Annotated in this window: 18 protein-coding genes; 10 read left to right on the forward strand and 8 right to left on the reverse strand. The window is 69.5% G+C overall.

What is annotated here, in order from left to right; genetic code table 11:
- Positions 1-307: 307 nt before the first annotated feature.
- From FCN18_RS10045 to FCN18_RS10060, 4 genes are all read right to left on the reverse strand, one after another.
- Positions 308-1,246, reverse strand: a complete 939-nt coding sequence (locus FCN18_RS10045) for an RluA family pseudouridine synthase (protein WP_113641010.1) — start codon at positions 1,244-1,246, stop codon at positions 308-310.
- A 30-nt stretch (positions 1,247-1,276) separates the two neighbouring features.
- Entirely contained in the window at positions 1,277-2,269 is a 993-nt protein-coding gene (locus tag FCN18_RS10050) for a LamG domain-containing protein (RefSeq protein ID WP_228713834.1), read from the reverse strand.
- A 61-nt stretch (positions 2,270-2,330) separates the two neighbouring features.
- Positions 2,331-2,996: a response regulator gene (locus FCN18_RS10055; RefSeq protein ID WP_112271621.1), complete on the reverse strand. Its 666-nt coding sequence runs from the start codon at positions 2,994-2,996 to the stop codon at positions 2,331-2,333.
- Positions 2,993-4,123 carry a sensor histidine kinase gene (locus tag FCN18_RS10060; protein ID WP_137094604.1) on the reverse strand — a complete coding sequence of 377 codons (1,131 nt, stop codon included), beginning with the start codon at positions 4,121-4,123 and terminating at the stop codon, positions 2,993-2,995. Before FCN18_RS10060 ends, FCN18_RS10055 begins: the two co-directional genes overlap by 4 nt.
- Positions 4,124-4,254: 131 nt before the next feature.
- On the opposite strand from FCN18_RS10060, the gene FCN18_RS10065 reads away from it, so the two are divergent.
- Both FCN18_RS10065 and FCN18_RS10070 read left to right on the forward strand, forming a co-directional pair.
- On the forward strand, positions 4,255-5,097 hold the full coding sequence (locus FCN18_RS10065; protein WP_112271625.1) for a class I SAM-dependent methyltransferase: 843 nt from the start codon (positions 4,255-4,257) through the stop codon (positions 5,095-5,097).
- A complete protein-coding gene (locus FCN18_RS10070) occupies positions 5,094-5,666 on the forward strand; it encodes a YHS domain-containing protein (RefSeq protein WP_137094607.1) in 573 nt (190 codons plus the stop codon). The genes FCN18_RS10065 and FCN18_RS10070 overlap by 4 nt, the downstream gene beginning before the upstream one ends.
- Positions 5,667-5,827: 161 nt before the next feature.
- Here FCN18_RS10070 and FCN18_RS10075 read toward each other — a convergent pair whose 3' ends face one another.
- Entirely contained in the window at positions 5,828-6,802 is a 975-nt protein-coding gene (locus FCN18_RS10075; RefSeq protein ID WP_113641007.1) for a sugar-binding transcriptional regulator, read from the reverse strand.
- Between the two features lie 126 nt (positions 6,803-6,928).
- Here FCN18_RS10075 and FCN18_RS10080 point away from each other — a divergent pair, with 126 nt between their 5' ends.
- The 5 genes from FCN18_RS10080 (at position 6,929) to FCN18_RS10100 (ending at position 12,048) form a co-directional block, all read left to right on the forward strand.
- On the forward strand, positions 6,929-7,948 hold the full coding sequence (locus FCN18_RS10080) for a zinc-dependent alcohol dehydrogenase family protein (protein ID WP_113641006.1): 1,020 nt from the start codon (positions 6,929-6,931) through the stop codon (positions 7,946-7,948).
- A complete protein-coding gene (locus FCN18_RS10085; RefSeq protein WP_113641005.1) occupies positions 7,941-9,305 on the forward strand; it encodes an ABC transporter substrate-binding protein in 1,365 nt (454 codons plus the stop codon). The genes FCN18_RS10080 and FCN18_RS10085 overlap by 8 nt, the downstream gene beginning before the upstream one ends.
- Complete coding sequence (locus tag FCN18_RS10090; RefSeq protein WP_112271634.1) at positions 9,302-10,234, forward strand: carbohydrate ABC transporter permease; 933 nt, start codon at positions 9,302-9,304, stop codon at positions 10,232-10,234. Before FCN18_RS10085 ends, FCN18_RS10090 begins: the two co-directional genes overlap by 4 nt.
- On the forward strand, positions 10,231-11,040 hold the full coding sequence (locus tag FCN18_RS10095; RefSeq protein ID WP_112271636.1) for a carbohydrate ABC transporter permease: 810 nt from the start codon (positions 10,231-10,233) through the stop codon (positions 11,038-11,040). The genes FCN18_RS10090 and FCN18_RS10095 overlap by 4 nt, the downstream gene beginning before the upstream one ends.
- Before the next feature lie 186 nt (positions 11,041-11,226).
- Positions 11,227-12,048 carry an SAM-dependent methyltransferase gene (locus FCN18_RS10100; RefSeq protein ID WP_137094609.1) on the forward strand — a complete coding sequence of 274 codons (822 nt, stop codon included), beginning with the start codon at positions 11,227-11,229 and terminating at the stop codon, positions 12,046-12,048.
- Positions 12,049-12,132: 84 nt separating this feature from the next.
- Here FCN18_RS10100 and FCN18_RS10105 read toward each other — a convergent pair whose 3' ends face one another.
- On the reverse strand, positions 12,133-12,684 hold the full coding sequence (locus tag FCN18_RS10105) for a hemerythrin domain-containing protein (RefSeq protein ID WP_137094611.1): 552 nt from the start codon (positions 12,682-12,684) through the stop codon (positions 12,133-12,135).
- A gap of 68 nt (positions 12,685-12,752) precedes the next feature.
- On the reverse strand, positions 12,753-13,823 hold the full coding sequence (locus tag FCN18_RS10110) for an AI-2E family transporter (RefSeq protein WP_323808351.1): 1,071 nt from the start codon (positions 13,821-13,823) through the stop codon (positions 12,753-12,755).
- A gap of 102 nt (positions 13,824-13,925) precedes the next feature.
- Between FCN18_RS10110 and FCN18_RS10115 the strand changes: the two genes are divergently transcribed.
- Entirely contained in the window at positions 13,926-14,228 is a 303-nt protein-coding gene (locus tag FCN18_RS10115) for a DUF3040 domain-containing protein (protein ID WP_137094613.1), read from the forward strand.
- 60 nt (positions 14,229-14,288) lie between these two features.
- Here the strand turns inward: FCN18_RS10115 and FCN18_RS10120 are convergent, their stop codons facing one another.
- Positions 14,289-15,131: a phosphoribosylaminoimidazolesuccinocarboxamide synthase gene (locus FCN18_RS10120; RefSeq protein ID WP_137094796.1), complete on the reverse strand. Its 843-nt coding sequence runs from the start codon at positions 15,129-15,131 to the stop codon at positions 14,289-14,291.
- Between the two features lie 71 nt (positions 15,132-15,202).
- Between FCN18_RS10120 and FCN18_RS10125 the strand changes: the two genes are divergently transcribed.
- Together FCN18_RS10125 and FCN18_RS10130 are read left to right on the forward strand one after the other, a co-directional pair.
- On the forward strand, positions 15,203-16,993 hold the full coding sequence (locus FCN18_RS10125; RefSeq protein ID WP_113641002.1) for a thiamine pyrophosphate-requiring protein: 1,791 nt from the start codon (positions 15,203-15,205) through the stop codon (positions 16,991-16,993).
- A gap of 190 nt (positions 16,994-17,183) precedes the next feature.
- A complete protein-coding gene (locus tag FCN18_RS10130; RefSeq protein ID WP_137094615.1) occupies positions 17,184-17,987 on the forward strand; it encodes an SAM-dependent methyltransferase in 804 nt (267 codons plus the stop codon).
- The last annotated feature ends 2 nt before the right edge of the window (positions 17,988-17,989 follow it).

The raw sequence follows: 17,989 nt of genomic DNA on the forward strand, positions 1-17,989 counted from the left end.
CTGGGGCCGGCGAGTTGCCCGTTCGGGCCGGTGAGTGGCCCGCCCCGGTGCGCGAGTCCCCCGGCTCGGGCCCGCGAGTGGCCCGCTGGGGCCGGCGAGTTGCCCGCCCGGGCCGGCGAGTCCCCCGCCCGGGCCGGCGAGTTGCCCGTTCGGCACGCCCGCCTATCGCCTGGCTGGAACGCGCAACTTGCGCCCGGGAACGCGCAACTCGCGGGCTGGAGTGCAGAACTCGCGCGCGGGAGCGCAGAACTCGCGGGCTGGAGTGCAGAACTCGCGCGCGGGAGCGGGGGACTCGCGGGCTGGCGCGTCAGGCCAAGACGTCGGCTTGCCATGCGGCGTGGTCCGTCCACGCCCGGAGGGTTGCCCCGCTCTCGAAACGGCGCCGTTCGCCGGTGAGCGGGTCCGTGAACTCGAGCACTTTGGCCAGGAGCTGCAGCGGGCGGCTGAAATCGTTCAGCGGGGTCTCGTGGTGTACCGGGTAGAAGGTGTCGCCGAGGATCGGCACCCCCAGCGACGACATGTGCACCCGCAGCTGGTGAGTGCGTCCCGTCTGCGGCCGCAGCCGGTACCTGCCGAGCCCGTCCCGGTGCTCCAGCAGCTCCACCCACGTCTCCGCGTTCGGCTCTCCCGGCACCTCCTGCGCGGTCATGACACCGCGTTCCTTGACGATCCGGCTACGCACCGTGCGCGGCAGCTCCAGTGCGGGATCGTGCGGCGCGATCGCCTCGTACTCCTTGCGCACCAGCCGGTCGCGGAACAGCGTCTGGTACGGACCGCGCAGCTCCCGCCGCGCCACGAACATCACCAGACCCGCCGTGACGCGGTCGAGCCGGTGCGCCGGACTCAGCTCCGGCAGCCCGAGGTCACGCCGGAGCCGGACGAGCGCGGTCTCCAGCACGTGTCTTCCGCGCGGGATGGTGGCCATGAAATGCGGCTTGTCGACCACAACGAGGTGGTCGTCCTGGTGCACGACGCCGATGTCGAAGGGCACCGGGACCTCGTCGGGGAGGTCGCGGTGGAACCAGATGAACGTGCCCGGGACGTACGGCGTCTCCACCGTGATCGGCCCGTCGAGCCCGACGATGCGCTGCTCCCGCAGCATCTCGTCGATCCGCCGCGGATCCAGCCGGTGGAGGCGCTCGACGAGGTGGTCACGCACGGTGGCCCAGTTGCCCTCGGCGGGCAGCCTGAGCCGTGCGGCGTCGAGTCCGTGCCGGGGCGGCAGCGGCGAGGCGGGGCGTTTCATCGGCCTCCACTGTAGCCGCCGCCGCGATCGTCACCCCCGGCCGCGGACCATCCACTGGTACTGCAGCCACACCTCGGTGGGCGAGACCGAACGGTCGAGGAACATCAGGCTGTCGAAGCGGCAGTTGCAGGGATTGCGCTCCAGCGTGTTCTGCGGGAAGCTGCCGCCGATCTTGATGCCCCTAGGATCGGTCGCGGACGCGCGGTCCGGCTCCGGTTCGCCCTCCACACCCCACGGATCACCGGACACGGTGTAGAAGCCTTCCACCGGCTTTCCGTTGCGGTACAACGCCATCGTGCCGTTGTCGAAGTCGAAGGTCGCCGCGAGGTGCACCCATTCGTCCTTCGGCAACAGCTTCTGCCAGTCCTCGCTGGCCGCGAACGTCTGCGAGCTGCCGGAGTCGTCGCGCCTGCCGAGCGCGACCAGCCGCAGCTCACCGTCCACATTGATCAGTTCGAGCAGCGCGCGCACACCGTGTCCGTCGGAGTTGCCGGACAGCACTCCGGCGAGGCCCACGGCGTTGTAGTAGTCGTCGGGATCGGGCGTGGTGGAGTTCAGGTTCGGGTTGGTGCCGGTCACCTTGAACCAGCCCATCACGGTGGTGCCGGTGACGCCGTTGAACGCGCTCAGCGTCGGAACGCCGTCGGCCGAGTACACCCCGGCCTTCCAGTCGTCGTTGCCGTTGACGGCCGGGTTCACCTGCCGCGTCTGGAGCGCGCGCCCGCTGCCGGGGAACGCTTCGTCACGCACGCGCATGTCCGCGCCGCCGTTGACGAGGTCGATCGGGGTACCCGAGAAACCGTGGTCCCGTTCCTGCGCGGCGTTTCCGCGCACGGGATGGTCGAAGTCGTAGTAGGCGGCCAGGTCCGGGACGAGTCCTGGGAACACCGCTCCGTGGCCGGGTGGGGACGCCTGCACGCCGGGCGCCGCGAGCGACGTGCACACGAGCGCGGTCGCGAGCACGCCCAGCGTCCGGATCGCCGGTTTCCGCGCACGCCAGCGGTTTCCCCTTGACATCGCCATCTGCTCACCTCGTCGTGATCCGTAGACTGAAAGCGCTTTCAGTGCCCACAGATCCAGAAGCTTACAAGCTGCGCTTCGGCGAAACCAGCCCCGACTCGTAGGCGAACACCACGAGCTGGGCCCGATCCCGGGCGTGCAGCTTGGTCATCGCCCTGCTGACGTGGGTCTTCGCGGTGGTCGGGCTGATCACCATGTGCTGGGCGATCTCGTCGTTAGACAGGCCGCGCGCGACGAGCGCCACCACCTCGCGCTCGCGATTGGTGAGCCGCTCCATGCTCTTGCCGATGTCCGGTTCCGGCAACCGGGACACGAACTCGCCGATGAGCCTGCGCGTGATCGACGGCGCGAGGAGCGCGTCGCCGCGGGCCGCGACCCGGACGGAGTGCAGCAGGTCCCCGGGGTCGATGTCCTTAACGAGAAACCCGCTCGCACCGGCCCGCAGCGCGTTGAACACGTACTCGTCGAAGCCGTAGTTGGTCAGCATCACCACGTGCACGCCGTCGAGCCGGGGGTCGGCGACGATGCGCCGTGTGGCCTCGATGCCGTCGAGCACCGGCATCTGGATGTCGATGAGCGCGACGTCGGGCACGGTCTCGGCCGCGAGCTCGGCGCCCTGCGCGCCGTCGGCGGCCTCGCCGACCACCTCGATGTCGTCCTCCGCCTCCAGCAGCGCGCGGAACCCGCCGCGGATGAGAGCCTGGTCGTCGACGAGCAGTACCCGGATCACACGCGCTCCCTCGCGGGGAAGACGGCCTCCACCGTGAACCCGCCCTCCGGTCGCGGCTCCGCCCGCAGGCGCCCGCCGAGCGCGGTGACGCGTTCCCGCATGCCGATCAGCCCGACGCCGGGGACAGGGGCGGCTCCCGGCCTGGCCGCGCCGTCGTCGTCGACCCGCACGGTCAGCTCGTGGGCGCTGTAACCGATCGTGACCGTCGCCGTCGCCTCGCCCGCGTGCCGCGCGACGTTGGTGAGCGCCTCCTGCACGATCCGGTACGCGGCCTGGTCGACGTCGCGGGGCAGCGCCTGCGGCTCGCCCTCGACGGCGACCGTGGCCGGCACCCCGGCGCGCCGCACCAGGTGGTCGAGCCGGGCGAGGCCGGTGCCGGTGTCCTCGTCGTCGGTGCGCAGCACCTCCAGCGTCGCGCGCAGCTCGCGGGTCGCCTCGCGGCTAGCGTCCTGCACGGCCACCAGCGCGTCGGGCACGTCCTCGCCGCGTTTCCTCGCCAGGTGCACGGCGACGTCGGCCTGCACCTTGATGATCGAGATCTGGTGGGTGAGCGAGTCGTGAAGTTCACGGGCGATGCGGAGCCGTTCCTGCCCGGCCCTGCGCAGCGCCGCCTCCTCGCGGGTGCGTTCGGCCTCGGCCGCCCGCTCACGGGCCTGTTCCAGGTACGCCCGCCGATGCCGGGTCACCTCGCCGAGCACGAGCACCGCGACGAACCAGCCGACGGGCAGGATCGCCTCCTGGATCGCCTGCCCGGCCGCCATGCCGTCCTCGGTGTCGGCGAGGTTGGTCGCCACCGCGAACACCACCAGCGGTGCCGTGACGGCCAGCGCCAGCACCCGGTGTCCCACGGCGGTGACGGTGTAGACGGCGACGAGCACGGGCACAGTCGCGATCGGCCCCGGTTCGACGCTCGCCGTGTAGACCAGCCCGCAGACGAGGCTGATCGCGAGCACCGTGCGGGGAGACCGGTTCCGGAAGGCGAGTACGAGCGAGCCCATGAGCAGCAGCGCGTAGTCGAGCGCGGTCGGCTCCGAGGGGCCGACGACGGCGTCGAGCACCGCCAGCGCGGTGACCCCGGCCGCGAGCGCTGTGTCGAAGGGGTCGAGAAGTCCCCGGACCTGTGCCATGTCCGAACACTAGCCGCAGAGCACGCCGATTCCGTTCTCCGGCGGGAGTACTTCCCGGGGAGTAGCCGCGTGGCGGAATCGCCTTCAGGTGACCGACGCGGACGGACCGCGACGGCGGAAGCATCGTCGGTATGCAGACCATCGTGAACATCGAACAGGCGAGGGCGTGGAACGGTGCCGAGGGAAAGCACTGGGCAGACCACGCCGACCGCTACAACGCCGTCAACGCCGGAACAAACGACCCGCTGTTCGCCGCCGCGGCGATCGGGGCCGACGACCGGGTGCTCGACATCGGCTGCGGCACCGGGCAGACCACCAGGATCGCCGCTGGCCTGGCGAGCGGGGGCAGTGCGTTCGGCATCGACCTCTCCGCGCCGATGCTCGAGCGGGCGCGGCGGACGGCGCTCGCCGAGAACATCGAGAACGTGACGTTCCAGCAGGGCGACGCGCAGGTGTACCCGTTTCCCGCCGGTGGGTTCGATGTCGCCATCAGCCGCGCGGCGGTGATGTTCTTCGCCAACCCGGTGGCCGCGTTCGCCAACATCGGCAGCGCGTTGCGGAGGGGCGGGCGGCTCGCCTTCGTCGCACTGGGCGACCTGGCCGGCAGCGACCTCGGGCGCCTCTACTCCGGCGTGTTCGGGCGGTACCTGCCGGAGCACTACGGCGAGCCGGGCGCGGAGGGTCCGGCGTCCCTGGCCGATCCCGTGCGGGCCAACGGTGTGCTCACGGCCGCGGGGTTCACGCGCGTGACGGCGACCCCGTTGAGCGTGCCCATGCGCTTCGGCGCCGACGCCGTCGACGCGGCGGATTTCCTGCTCTCCTTCGGGCCGGTACCGCATTTCCTGCGGGCGGCCGGCGAGGCCGAGCGGCTCGGCGTGCGCGCGGCCCTGCTCACCGAGCTCGGCAGGCACGAGCGCGCCGACGGGGTGTCGCTGTCCTGCCCGGCCCTGCTGGTGAAGGCGGTCCGGCCATGATGTTCGTGGAGGTGTTCACACCCGAGGGCTTCCTGACGAGTGAGCGGCGCGATCGGCTCGCCCACGACCTCGTGAACGAGGTGGTGAAGGCCGACTCCGCTCCGCCGGAGGTGCTGGAGGCGGAGCGCGCGATCTCGCACGTCGTCTTCCACGAGGTCGGCACCTGGTACACCGGCGGCCGCCGCGCGGAGCACAGGTTGCTCGTGCGCGTGAGCGTTCCGGAGGGCTGGCGCGAGGACATGAGCCCGTACCTCGTCGAGATCTACGGCAGGCTGCTGGGCGATTCCGCGGCGATGGTGCACGTCGTGGGCGTGCCCGAGGGCGGCCTCGGCCTCGGCGGGGAGGTGTTGCGCGCCAACGACATCGTGCGGCTGATCACCCGGCCGTTCCGGGAGTCGGGCGCGCAGCGGGCCGAGCCGCCGGCCGGCTCGGGGCTCGACCCGGTGTGCGGCATGTACGTCCCGTTCGAGCACGCGGCGGGCACCGCCGAGCGGGACGGCACCAGGTACGCCTTCTGCAGCAAGGGCTGCCACGAGGTGTTCGAGGAGGAGCGGACCCGGCTGCAGTGAAGGCCACCTTGCCTGCGTTCAACGCAGTGAAGGTGGCCTTCACTGCAGGGGTTTCCCTCCCTCCGCCTCGACCCCGTAGCCCATTCAGGTGATCTGAACGGCCCCCAAGGCCACCTTTGTTGCGTTCAACGCAACAAAGGTGGCCTTGGGGGAAGGTGGGCTCAGGTGCGGTTGGCGGCGATTTCGAGGGCGTCTCGGGCGGCGTCGGCGTCGGTGATGAGGGTCGACACCATGCCCGAGCGAAGTACCGCGTCGATCGCCTCGGCCTTCGGCCTCGTGTAGCCGAGCGCGATCACCTCGGGCACCTGGCGCAGCTCCTCGTGGCTGATCGCCAGCACGTGGTGGGCCAGCCCGGTGGACAGCGCGTTGCCGTCGGCGTCGAACAGCCTCGCCGCGACCTCGGCCTTCGCCCCCCGCTTGCTGATCGCGTCGCGCTCGGCGGGGGAGAGCGAGTCGTACACGGTGGACTCGTTCTCCTGCCAGGCTCCGATGCTCACCACGGCCTTGGTGAGGTTGCGGAACTGCCCGAACGTCTCCGCGATGCCCGGCTGTCTGCGCAGCGTCTCCGTGGTCCGCCGGTCGGGCAGCACGAGCGGCGCGAAGATCGGGTACGCCTCGCCACCGGACACGCGCGCGAGCCTGCTCACGGTCTCCACCGACCGGTCGCGCATGTCCATGCCCGCCTGTACTCCGCACAGCTGCACGATGGGGCAGCGCGGCAACGCGTCGATCTGCTCGGTCATCACGTTGACCGAGCGCGCCCACGACAGTCCGATCACGTCGTCCTTGGTCGCCGTCTCCGCGAGCAACTGCGCCGCCAGTGCCCCGATTCGCCTGCGCAGTTCGGGCCGGGTCTCGCGGTGTTTCGCTCGTTCGAGCACCAGGGCGCGTTCGAGGCCGTAGGCGGAGCGCAGCTCGTCGCACAGCGCCGGGTCGATTGGGGCCGGAAGGTCGAACTCCACCCGCACCAGGCCCGTTTCCCTTGCGGTGTCGAGTATGCGGGCGATCTTGAACCTGCTGAGCCCGAAGGCTTCCGCGATCTCCAGTTTCGACTCGCCCCGGACGTAGAAGCGGTGGGCGATCGAGGCCGCCTGAACCGAATCAGACAAGCTGAGGGGCCGACGTCTAGCGCTCATCTGAGCACTATAGCGCGAAATTGCCTCGAAAGGTTGACGTAACACTAGGGGGAGTTCTTCAATGCCAGGCACATGCACTGTGGTTAATAGTTCGTAAAGTGCTCAGATGAGCAAGGAGTGGGTGGCATGCGAGCCGCGATCGTCGACCAGCCGGGGTCCCTCAGAGTCGGGGACGTGCCGGATCCGAAGCCGGGCGAGCGGCAGGTCGTGGTGAAGGTGGGCGCGTGCGGCATCTGCGGGACCGACCTGCACATCGCCGACGGGCACTTCCCGCCGACGCCCTACCCGATCGTGCCCGGCCACGAGTTCGCGGGCGAGATCGTTGAGCTGGGCGCCGACGTGCCCGGCGGCTGGCGCGTCGGCGACCGCGTCGCCGTCGACCCCTCGCTGTTCTGCGGCTACTGCACCCCGTGCCGTTCGGGCCACGGCAACCTGTGTGCCAACTGGGGTGCCACCGGTGACACCGTCGACGGCGCCTTCGCCGAGTACGTCGCCGTGCCGTCCGCCAACTGCTACCGGCTGCCCGACGAGCTGACCTACCAGCAGGGCGCGCTCGTGGAACCCGTCTCGTGCGCGGTGCACGGCGTGCGCAGGGTCGGCGTCGAGGCGGGGGAGCGCTTCCTCGTGATGGGCGCGGGCACGATGGGCCTGATCATGCAGCAGCTGCTGCAGCGCGCGGGCGCTCGCGTCACCGTCGTCGACCGCAACGCCGCCCGCCTGCCCAGGGCCACGCGGCTCGGCGCCGAGGCCGTGGTCACCGACGTCGCGGAGCTGAACGGCGAGAAGTTCGACGCGGCCGCCGACTGCACCGGTGTGGTGCCAGCCATCGAGGCCGCCTTCGACTCGCTGCGCAGGGGCGGGCGCCTGCTCGTCTTCGGCGTCGCGCCCGAGGAGGCGCGTGTGGCCCTGTCGCCGTTCCGCATCTACAACGACGAGATCACCGTGGTCGGCTCGATGGCCGTGCTCAACAGCTTCGGCGCCGCCCTGGACCTCGTCGCGGCCGGTGCGATCGACACCGGCGCGCTGCTCACCGACACGCTGCCGCTCGAGCGGTACCCGGACGCGCTCGCGCTCATGCGCAGCGGCTCCGGACTGAAGGTGCAGGTTGTTCCAGGAGGTATCCCAGGAGGCAGCAACGATGCGTAACGCCTTCGGCAGGCGGCGGCGTGGCCGGCTGTCAGCGGTCCTGTTGTCCGCACTACTGCTGGTCACCGGATGCGCCGGGGCGGGAGCCATCGGCGCGGGCACGCAGACGCTGGTGATCGCGATCGTCGCCAACCCGCAGATGAACGACGCCATCGCGCTGTCCGACCGGTTCGAGCGCGAGCACCCCGGCATCGAGCTGAAGTTCGTGTCGCTGCCGGAGAACCAGGCCCGCGCGAAGATCACCGCCTCCACCGCCACGCAGGGCGGCGAGTTCGACGTGGTGATGATCAGCAACTACGAGACGCCGCAGTGGGCTGCCAACGGCTGGCTGGAGAACCTGCAGCCCTACATCGACTCCAGCGAGGGCTACGACGCCGACGACTTCATCCCCAGCATCCGCCAGTCGCTGTCCCACGAGGGCTCGATGTACGCGGTGCCGTTCTACGGCGAGTCGTCGTTCCTGGCCTACCGCAAGGACCTCTTCGACCAGGCCGGGCTCACGATGCCGGAGAACCCCACGTGGCAGCAGATCGCCGACTTCGCCGCGAGGCTCCACGACCCGGCGAACGGCATCGCCGGGATCTGCCTGCGCGGCAAGCCGGGCTGGGGCGAGAGCCTCGCGCCGTTCACCACCGTGGTGAACACGTTCGGCGGCCGGTGGTTCGACCGGAACTGGAACGCCCAGCTCACGTCGCCGGAGTTCAAGGCGGCGGCCAACTTCTACGTGAACCTCGTGCGCGAGCACGGCGAGACGGGTGCCTCCAGCGCCGGGTTCTCCGAGTGCGGCACGCGCTACGGCCAGGGCCAGGCCGCGATGTGGTACGACGCGACGGTGATGGCCGGTACCAACGAGGACCCGGCCAGCAGCACGGTGGCGGGCAAGTCCGGCTACGTCGCCGCACCGGTGGACAAGACCGACGCTAGCGGCTGGCTCTACACGTGGTCGCTGGCGATGCCGAAGGTCACCGAGAACAAGCAGGCCGCGTGGGACTTCATGCGGTGGATGACCGACAAGCGGTTCGTCCAGACGGTTGGCGAGGAGTTCGGCTGGAACCGCGTGCCGCCGGGCTGCCGCCAGTCCACCTACGACATTCCCGAGTACCGGGAGGCCGCGAAGGCCTACGCGCAGCCGACCCTGGACGGCATCCGCGATGCCAGCCAGGACAAGACGATGACCGAGCCGGTGCCCTACCCGGGCATTCAGTTCGTTGGCATCCCCGAGTTCCAGGACCTGGGCACCCGGGTGAGCCAGCAGCTCTCCGCGGCGATCGCGGGACAGAAGTCGGTCGACGAGGCGTTGGAGCAGGCGCAGGAGTACGCCGAGACGGTCGGCCAGGCCTATCGGGAGACCCAATGACGACGACCGAGATCGCTCCTGCTCGGGCCGGTGAGAGCGCCGAGCAGCCGAAACCGCGCAGGCACGCCAACCCGTGGAAGCGCAGGGCCCCGTTGCTGCCCGCGCTGCTCTTCACCATCGCGGTGACACAGATTCCCTTCCTGGTCACGGTGTTCTACTCGTTCCAGTCGTGGAACCTGGTGCGGCCGGGCTCGCAGCACTTCGTCGGCTTCCAGAACTACGTCGACGTGTTCGCCGACAGCACGTTCCGCGGCGCGATGCTCAACACCGTCGTGCTCACGGTGGTGTGCGTGTTCGTGTCGATGGCACTCGGGCTCGGGCTCGCCTTGCTGCTCGACCGCAAATTCACCGGCAGGGGCGTGGTGCGCACGCTCATCATCACGCCGTTCCTCATCCTCCCGGCAGCCGGTGCGCTGCTGTGGAAGACGACGATGTTCGACCCGGTGTACGGGCTGCTCAACTTCGTGCTCGGCACCGACATCGACTGGCTCTCGGAGTTCCCGCTCGGGTCGGTGATGGCGCAGGTGGTGTGGCAGTGGACGCCGTTCATGACGCTGCTGATCCTCGCCGGGCTGCAGGCGCAGTCCAAAGAGGTGCTGGAGGCCGCGCAGGTCGACGGCGCGGGCCGCTGGCGCACGTTCGCGTCCATCACGCTGCCGCAGCTGAGCCGGTACCTCCAGCTCGCCGCGCTGCTGGGGGCGATCTACATCGTCAACTCGTTCGACGCGATCTACCTGATGACCCAGGGCGGTCCGGGTACGGCGAGCACCAACCTGCCCTTCTACATCTACCAGCGGGCGTTCGAGGGCTTCGACGTCGGCCAGTCCTCGGCGATGGGCGTGATCGTGGTGATCCTGACGCTGATCGTGGCCACGTTCACCCTGCGCCTGATGTTCCGGACCTTCGACGTGAGCGGGGGTGTGAAATGAGGCTCGGCCGCATCTCGCTGACCGCGTTCACGTGGCTGGTCGCGATCCTGTTCGTCTTTCCCGTCATCTGGATGGTGCTGACGTCGTTCAAGACGGAGGCCGACGCCTACACCGATCCACCGAGGCTGTTCTTCTCGCCGACCCTGGAGCAGTTCGCGGGCGTGTTCGAACGCGGGTTCCTGCCCTACCTCGCCAACTCGGCGTTCGTCACGGTGGTGTCGACGCTCGCCGTGCTGGTGCTGGCGATCCCGGCCGCCTACGCGCTTTCGATCGCGCCGGTCAAGGGCACGAGCAACGTGCTCGGCTTCTTCCTGTCCACGAAGATGCTGCCGATCGTGGCGGCGATCATCCCGCTGTACGTGATCTCGCAGAACGTGCAGCTGCTGGACAACGTGTGGGCGCTGAACATCCTCTACACGGCCATGAACCTGCCGCTGGCGGTGTGGATGATGCGCTCGTTCTTCCTCGAGGTGCCGAAGGAGATGATCGAGGCCGCACGGGTTGACGGCGCCAAGCTGCCGACGCTGCTCTACAAGGTCGTGCTGCCCGTCGTGGCGCCCGGCATCGCGGCGACCGCGCTGATCTGCGTGATCTTCTCGTGGACGGAGTTCTTCTACGCAGTCAACCTCACCGCAGCGCGGGCCGGCACCGTGCCGGTGTTCCTGTCCGGCTTCATCACCAGTGAGGGCCTGTACTGGGCGCAGCTGTCGGCCGCGGCCCTGCTCGCCTCGCTGCCCGTGATGATCATCGGCTGGATCGCGCAGAACCACCTCGTCCGCGGCCTCTCCATGGGCGCCGTCAAGTAGAGGAGCGGCGCGGCGCGGAGCGGAGCGGAGCGTGGTGCGCGCCGGGGTGTGAGCTGGGCGAAGTCCACGTCCTCGACCCCGAGACGACGTTGTCGATCACCCGAAACTCCCAACCGCAGTGACGCCGTGTGGCGGAACGGCTACGATGTCCAGCGTCCCGCATATGGTGAGGAGAGCGAGCCTTCAATGTCCTCCGACAGCGCAGCAGTCGACTCCGAGATCGTCGTACTGGACAACGGGGTGCCGACGGCCGCCCGCGTCTACGACGTCATGCTCAACGGCAAGGACAACTACGCCATCGACCGGCAGGTCGCCGAGGCGAGTCTGTCCGTGATGCCGGAGCTCAAGGAGATCGCACTGCACAACAGGGCGATCCTGCACCGCGTGGTGCGTCACCTTGCCGCCGAGCAGGGCATCACGCAGTTCCTCGACCTGGGCTCGGGGCTGCCCACGGCGCGCAACACGCACGAGGTGGCCCAGGAGGCCAACCCCGATGCGAAGGTCGTCTATGTCGACATCGACCCGATCGTGCTGGCGCACGGCAGGGCGCTGCTGCAGGACAACGAGAACACGCGCGTCGTCACCGCCGACCTCCGCAAGCCGGAGGAGGTGCTCTCGCACCCCGACGTGCAGGAGATGATCGACTTCAGCAAGCCGGTGTGCGTGATGCTCTGCGGCATCCTGCACCACCTCGCCGACGACGAGGACCCGAAGGGCATCGTGCAGGCCCTGCGGGAGGCCGTGGTGCCCGGTTCGTACTTCTTCATCACGAACTTCACGCGGCTGTCGGACTCGCCGGAGAGTGAGGAGCTGGAGAAGGTCCTGCTCTCGCAGCTGGGCACCGGCCGCGTCCGGACCCCGGCGGAGCTCGAGGAGTTCTTCGAGGGCCTGGAGATCCTGGCGCCCGGCATCGTGCCGCTGCCGCTGTGGCGGCCCGACGAGATCGTCACCGACGCGACGACGATCGGCGTGCGCTTCATGACCGGCGGGGTCGGCAGGAAGAACTGAGGTGCTTTCCGGGACGCGGGCGGCGTAACCGGCTGATCACCGGAAACCGCCCGCGCCCCGGAATGACTTGACGCGTCCCTCACCTCACGTCGCGCGCCCGCTGAGCTTGTCGCGCATCCGGTCGATCAGGCCCGCGCCCGGGTCGAGGATGCGGTTGGCCGGCGGCTTGTCCGGCGACTGCGGGTGCGGCCTCGTCGGTGCCTTCTCCTTGGCCCGCAACACCTTCTCGCCCAGCTCCCGCAGCTCCTCCTCGCTGCACGCCGCGCGCAGCTTGGGCAGCAGATCGTTCTCCTCGTCCTCGACGTGGTGGCGGATCGAGTCCATCAGGTTGCCGAGCAGCTGGTCGAACTTGGGGTCGGTGGCGTCCATGTCCTCCAGCTGCTTCATCAGCAGCTCGGCCTCGGAGTGCTCCTCGATCTCGTGGTCGGCGAGCTCGTTGCCGTTCTCGAGGTGCTTGCGCGCGGCGGGGTACATGAACTGCTCCTCCGCGACGGAGTGCCGGACCAGCTCGGCGATGACGTGGTCGGCGAGCTCCCTGCGACGGCGCGGGTCGGTGGCCTTGTCCTCCAGCTCGGCGAACACCCGCTCGACCTCGCGGTGGTCGTTCATGATGACGCTGATCAGGTCGTCGGTCATGGGGTGGCTCCTCCTGCTCGGTTGCCTGGCTGGCGGCGGAGTACCCGGGCCCCTGCCGGCGAAACGGCTCACGCGCGGTGTTCGGCGACTGTGATCAGCACCGCCTTCACGGCGGCCACGGTGGGCACCGCGAACAGCACACCGGCGATACCGCCCTCGGTGCCGCCGATCACGAGCGCCACGAGCACCACGGCCGGGTGCAGCTTCGAGAGGTTGCCCTGCAGCACCGGTTGCAGCACGTGCCCCTCCAGCTGCTGCACGCCGAGCACCACGCCGAGGATGATGAGCGCGGCCACGCCGCCGTTGCTCACCAGGGTCACCGCGACCGCGACGAAGCCGGAGACGACCGAGCCCACGTAGGGCACGAATCCGCCGAGGAACACCAGCGCGGCGAGCGGAACGGTGAGCGGGACGCCGACGATCGCGAGCCCGATCCCGATGCCGATCGCATCGATGAGCGCGACCAGCGCTGTCACCCACACGTAGGTCACGACGCTGCGGTAGGCCCTGCGGCCCGACTCGTCGATGACGTTGCGGGTCGACGTGCGAAACGGTCGCAGCAGGAACTCCCACATCCTCGGACCGTCGTAGAGGAAGATCACGAGGAGCACAGTGGACAGCAGCAGGCCGATCCCGATCGCGCTCACCGTGCTGAACGCGCCGAGCGCCTGTGAGATCACCGCCTGCTGATTGCCGCCGAGCCACTCCTGCACCCGGTCGGACAGCCCGCCCTCGAACTGGAACGGTCCCCTGCGCAGCCAGTCCTCGACCTGGGCGATGCTCTCGGCGACCTGTAGCCGCAGCTCGTCGAAGTTGTTGAGGATGGAAAGCACGACGAAGGCCACGAGGCCGCCCGCTACGGTCAGCCCCGCGATCAGCGAGGTCACCACCGCGAGGCCGCGTGGCCACCGGTGCCGGCACAGGAAGCCCACCAGCGGCTGCAGGAACGCCGAGAGCAGCAGCGCGATCGACATGGGGATCAGCACATAGCTCAGGTGCTCGACGACGTTGCGCAGCGCCCACAGCGCGAGAAAGAGCAGCAGCAGCTCGGCTGACACGATGGCAGCGCTGCGCAGCATGCCCGCGCTCAGCCGCAGGCGGGGCTTCGACATGCGGTGCGGGTATCCATTCGCGTGCATGCGGAAACAGTGGTCGTTTGCCGTCCGCTCCGTGGGGTAGCCAAGGGGCCCCGAACGCGCTGAGCGACGGCCCGTGTCCTTGAGTGAGCCCAGGAGCCGACCATGTTGAGCCATTACGAACGACAGGAGCTGGAACGGATCGCGCAAAGGTTCGAGCACGACGATCCCGAGCTGGCCAGTGCGCTCGGTTCGTGTGCGCACCCGCGTGGCACGCTCAGGCTGTCGAAGCTCGCCCGTCTCGGTCTGGACCTGTTCGCCGGTGTGCTCGTGGTGCTGGGCGCGCTCACGCTGAACTTCGGGCTGGTGTTCGTGGGCGCGCTGCTGCTGATCTGCGCCGCGTGCGCACACCTCAAGGGCTGGAGCCCGATCGACCCGCCGCCCACGCAGTACCGCCGCATGGAGTGACCGAGGCCAGGGTGCCCAGCTGCAGTGAAGGTGGCCTTCACTGCGCCCGCAGGACCTTTCCTAGCCGGTCCAGGTGTTGCCGGTGATGCGCTCGTAGGCCTCGGTGTAGCGCGCCCGGGTGGCCTCGACGATCTCGGGCGGCACCTCCGGCCCCGGCGGGGTGCGGTCCCAGTCGGTGCTCGTGGCCCAGTCGCGCACGAACTGCTTGTCGAACGCGTGCTGGGTCCGGCCAGGTTGCCACTCGTCGGCAGGCCAGAACCGGGACGAGTCGGAGGTGAGCACCTCGTCGGCCAGCGTCAGCGTGCCGTCGGCGTCCCGGCCGAACTCCAGCTTGGTGTCGGCGACCAGGATGCCCCGGGTCTCGGCGTGCGCGGCGCCCCTGCGGTAGATCTCCAGCGTGAGGTCGCGCAGCCGCTCGGCGGTCTCCCTGCCCTCTTGCCGCACTACGTCGTCGAAGGTGATGAACTCGTCGTGGCCGACCTCGGCCTTCGTGGTGGGGGTGAAGATCGGCTCGGGGAGCTCGCTGCCCTCCTCCAGGCCCGGCGGCAGCGCGACGCCGGAGACCGTGCCGTACTTCTGGTACTCCTTCAGCCCCAGCCCGGCGAGGTAGCCGCGGGCGATGCACTCGACCTTGACCATCTCCAGCGGCTTGCACCGGATGGCCCTGCGGGCGAACTCGGGCGGCACGTCGGTGCCCGAGAGCACGTGGTTGGGCACGACGTCGCCGAAACGCTCGAACCACCACAGCGAGAGCTGGGTGAGCAGCGCGCCCTTGCCGGGGATCGGCGTGGGCAGCGTCACGTCGTACACCGAGACCCGGTCGGAGGCGACCAGGAGGATGTCGCCGCCGTCCTCGTAGAGATCCCTGACCTTGCCCGCATGGATGTGCTTCACGCGGCTCAGCATACGTACGGGTTGGACCGGCCTTGTTCGGGTAGCCACTGGCGGACGGTGACGGCGAGCGAGGAGGCGACATGGCCGAGACGGTCGGTGACCAGGTGGTGCGGCGCTTGCGGGAGTGGGGAGTCGAGCACGTGTTCGGCTACCCGGGCGACGGCATCAACGGGATCGTCACCGCTTTCGGCAAGGCGGACAACCAGCCGCGGTTCGTGCAGTCGAGGCACGAGGAGATGTCGGCGTTCCAGGCCGTCGGCTACGCCAAGTTCAGCGGTGAGGTCGGCGTGTGCCTCGCGACGTCGGGGCCGGGCGCCATCCACCTGCTCAACGGGCTCTACGACGCCAAGCTCGACCACGTGCCCGTGGTCGCGCTCGTGGGGCAGACGGCGCGCACCGCGATGGGCGGTAGCTACCAGCAGGAGGTGGACCTGCAGGCCCTCTACAAGGACGTCGCCGCGGCCTACCTCGTGGAGGTCAACGTCGCCGAGCAGCTGCCGAACGCGCTCGACCGGGCGTTCCGCACCGCGCGGGCGCGGCAGGCGCCCACCGCCGTGATCATCCCGGCCGACCTGCAGGAGCAGGACTACAGCCCGCCGCAGCACGCGTTCAAGCAGGTGCCCTCCAGCCCGCCCAGCTCGCCGCACGCGGTGCTGGTGCCGCCCGAGGACGAGCTGGCCCGCGCCGCCGAGGTGCTCAACGCGGGGGAGAAGGTGGCGATCCTCGTCGGCCAGGGCGCACGCAACGCCGCCGACGAGGTCAAGCACGTCGCGGAGCTGACGGGCGCCGGGGTGGCGAAGGCGTTGCTGGGCAAGGACGTTCTCCCCGACGACCTGCCGTATGTCACCGGCTCGATCGGCCTGCTCGGCACGCGGCCGACGTACGAGCTGATGCAGGAGTGCGACACGCTGCTGATCGTCGGCTCCAACATGCCGTACAGCCAGTTCCTGCCCGAGTTCGGCCAGGCGAGGGCGGTGCAGATCGACGTGGACGCCAGCGTGATCGGCATGCGCTACCCGACCGAGGCGAACCTCGTCGGCGAGGCGAAGGGCACGCTGCGCGCGCTGATCCCCTTGCTGGAGGCCAAGGACGACCGGTCGTGGCGGCGGGACATCGAGCGGAACGTGGCCGCGTGGTGGGAGACGATGGAGCAGCAGGCGATGCTCGAGGCGCGGCCGGTCAACCCGCAGCGGGTGGTGCACGAGCTGTCCGCGCGGATCCCCGAGGACGCGATCGTCACGGCCGACTCCGGCTCGTCGACCAACTGGTACGCCCGCAACCTGCGCATCCGAGGCCGCATGCGGGCCTCGCTCTCCGGCACGCTGGCCACGATGGGTCCCGGCGTGCCGTACGCGATCGGAGCGAAGTTCGCGCACCCGGAACGTCCCGTGGTCGCGCTCGTCGGCGACGGCGCGATGCAGATGAACGGCATGGCGGAGCTGATCACCATCGCCAGGTACCGCGAGCTGTGGTCGGACCCGAGGCTCGTGGTGTGCGTGTTCCACAACGACGACCTCAACCAGGTCACGTGGGAGCTGCGGGCCATGGGCGGCGCGCCGAAGTTCGAGGAGTCACAGTCGCTGCCGGACGTCTCCTACGCCGGTTTCGCGCGCAGCCTCGGTTTCGAGGGCATCGCGGTGGATGATCCGGGCGAGCTCGGCCCGGCCTGGGACCGGGCACTCTCCGCGGACGGTCCGGTGGTGCTGGACGTACGGTGCGACCCCGAGGTGCCGCCGATCCCGCCGCACGCGACGTTCGAGCAGATGAAGTCGACGGCGGAGGCGCTGCTGAAGGGCGACCCCAACGCCTGGCACGTCCTGGTGCAGGGAGCCAAGACGAAGATGCAGGAGTTCGTCCCTGGCAGGCGCTGAGCGACGCACGGTGCCGCGCTGTAGCGCGCTGCTTTTCCTTGCCCAGCAAGCGAAAATCAACGCCTTGGGGCAGAATGTCGCGGCCAGCCCGGCCACCACAGAGGGGCCGATCGCAGTAGAATCTGGTGCCCTGTGCGGCGGAAGATCACGAGGTTCGGACCGGGCCTTGCCCCGAGGAGGCGTACACAGAGTGGCACTCCCTGTACCTGCGACCGACCAGCAGAAGGCTGAGCAGCCGAGTATCGCCCGTGTCCACGACTGCTGGCTGGAGGGCTCGCATCACTCCGACCTCGACCGGCAATACGCGGACCAGATCGCGCTCTGCGCACCGCATGTGCCGTATCTCGTGCGGGAGTCTCGCCAGCTGCTCCGCCGGATGGTCGGCTTTCTCGTCGAGCAGGGCGTACGGCAGTTCCTCGACCTCGGAACCGGCATCCCCACCCGCGGTCACGTGCACGAGATCGCGCAAGAGCTCGACCCGTCCTGCCGGGTCGTGTACGTCGACAACGACCCACGCGTCGCAGCGGACGGCGCGAAGGTGGTCGCCGACAACGGCGGCGCGGCCTTCGTACAGGCCGACATCCGGAGGCCCGACGAGATCTTCGGGGCGAAGGAGTCGCGGGAACTTCTGGATCGGAGCCGGCCGGTGGCGGTGCTTCTGGTCGAAACGCTGCTGTTCCTGCGTGACGAGGAGGACCCGGCCGCCGTCGTCAAGGCTTACGTCGACGCCGTCTGCCCTGGCAGCTATGTGGGCATCGTGCACTTCAGTCAGAACGAGGAACTCGACCAGGGGCTCAACCTCTTCAGCCGCATGTTCGGTGCTCCGCCGATCGTCACGCTCCGGGATCGAGATGTGCTGGTGGACTTCTTCGCCGGTCTCGACTTGGTCGAACCCGGGATCGTTCCGGTGCCGCTGTGGCGGCCGGAGGACGAGGACCCCGTCCTCAATCCGGAGGCGGTTCAGGTGCACGCCGGACTCGGTCGCAAGCCCTGAGC

The organism is Prauserella endophytica, assembly GCF_005146945.1.
GTDB lineage: Bacteria > Actinomycetota > Actinomycetes > Mycobacteriales > Pseudonocardiaceae > Prauserella_A > Prauserella_A endophytica.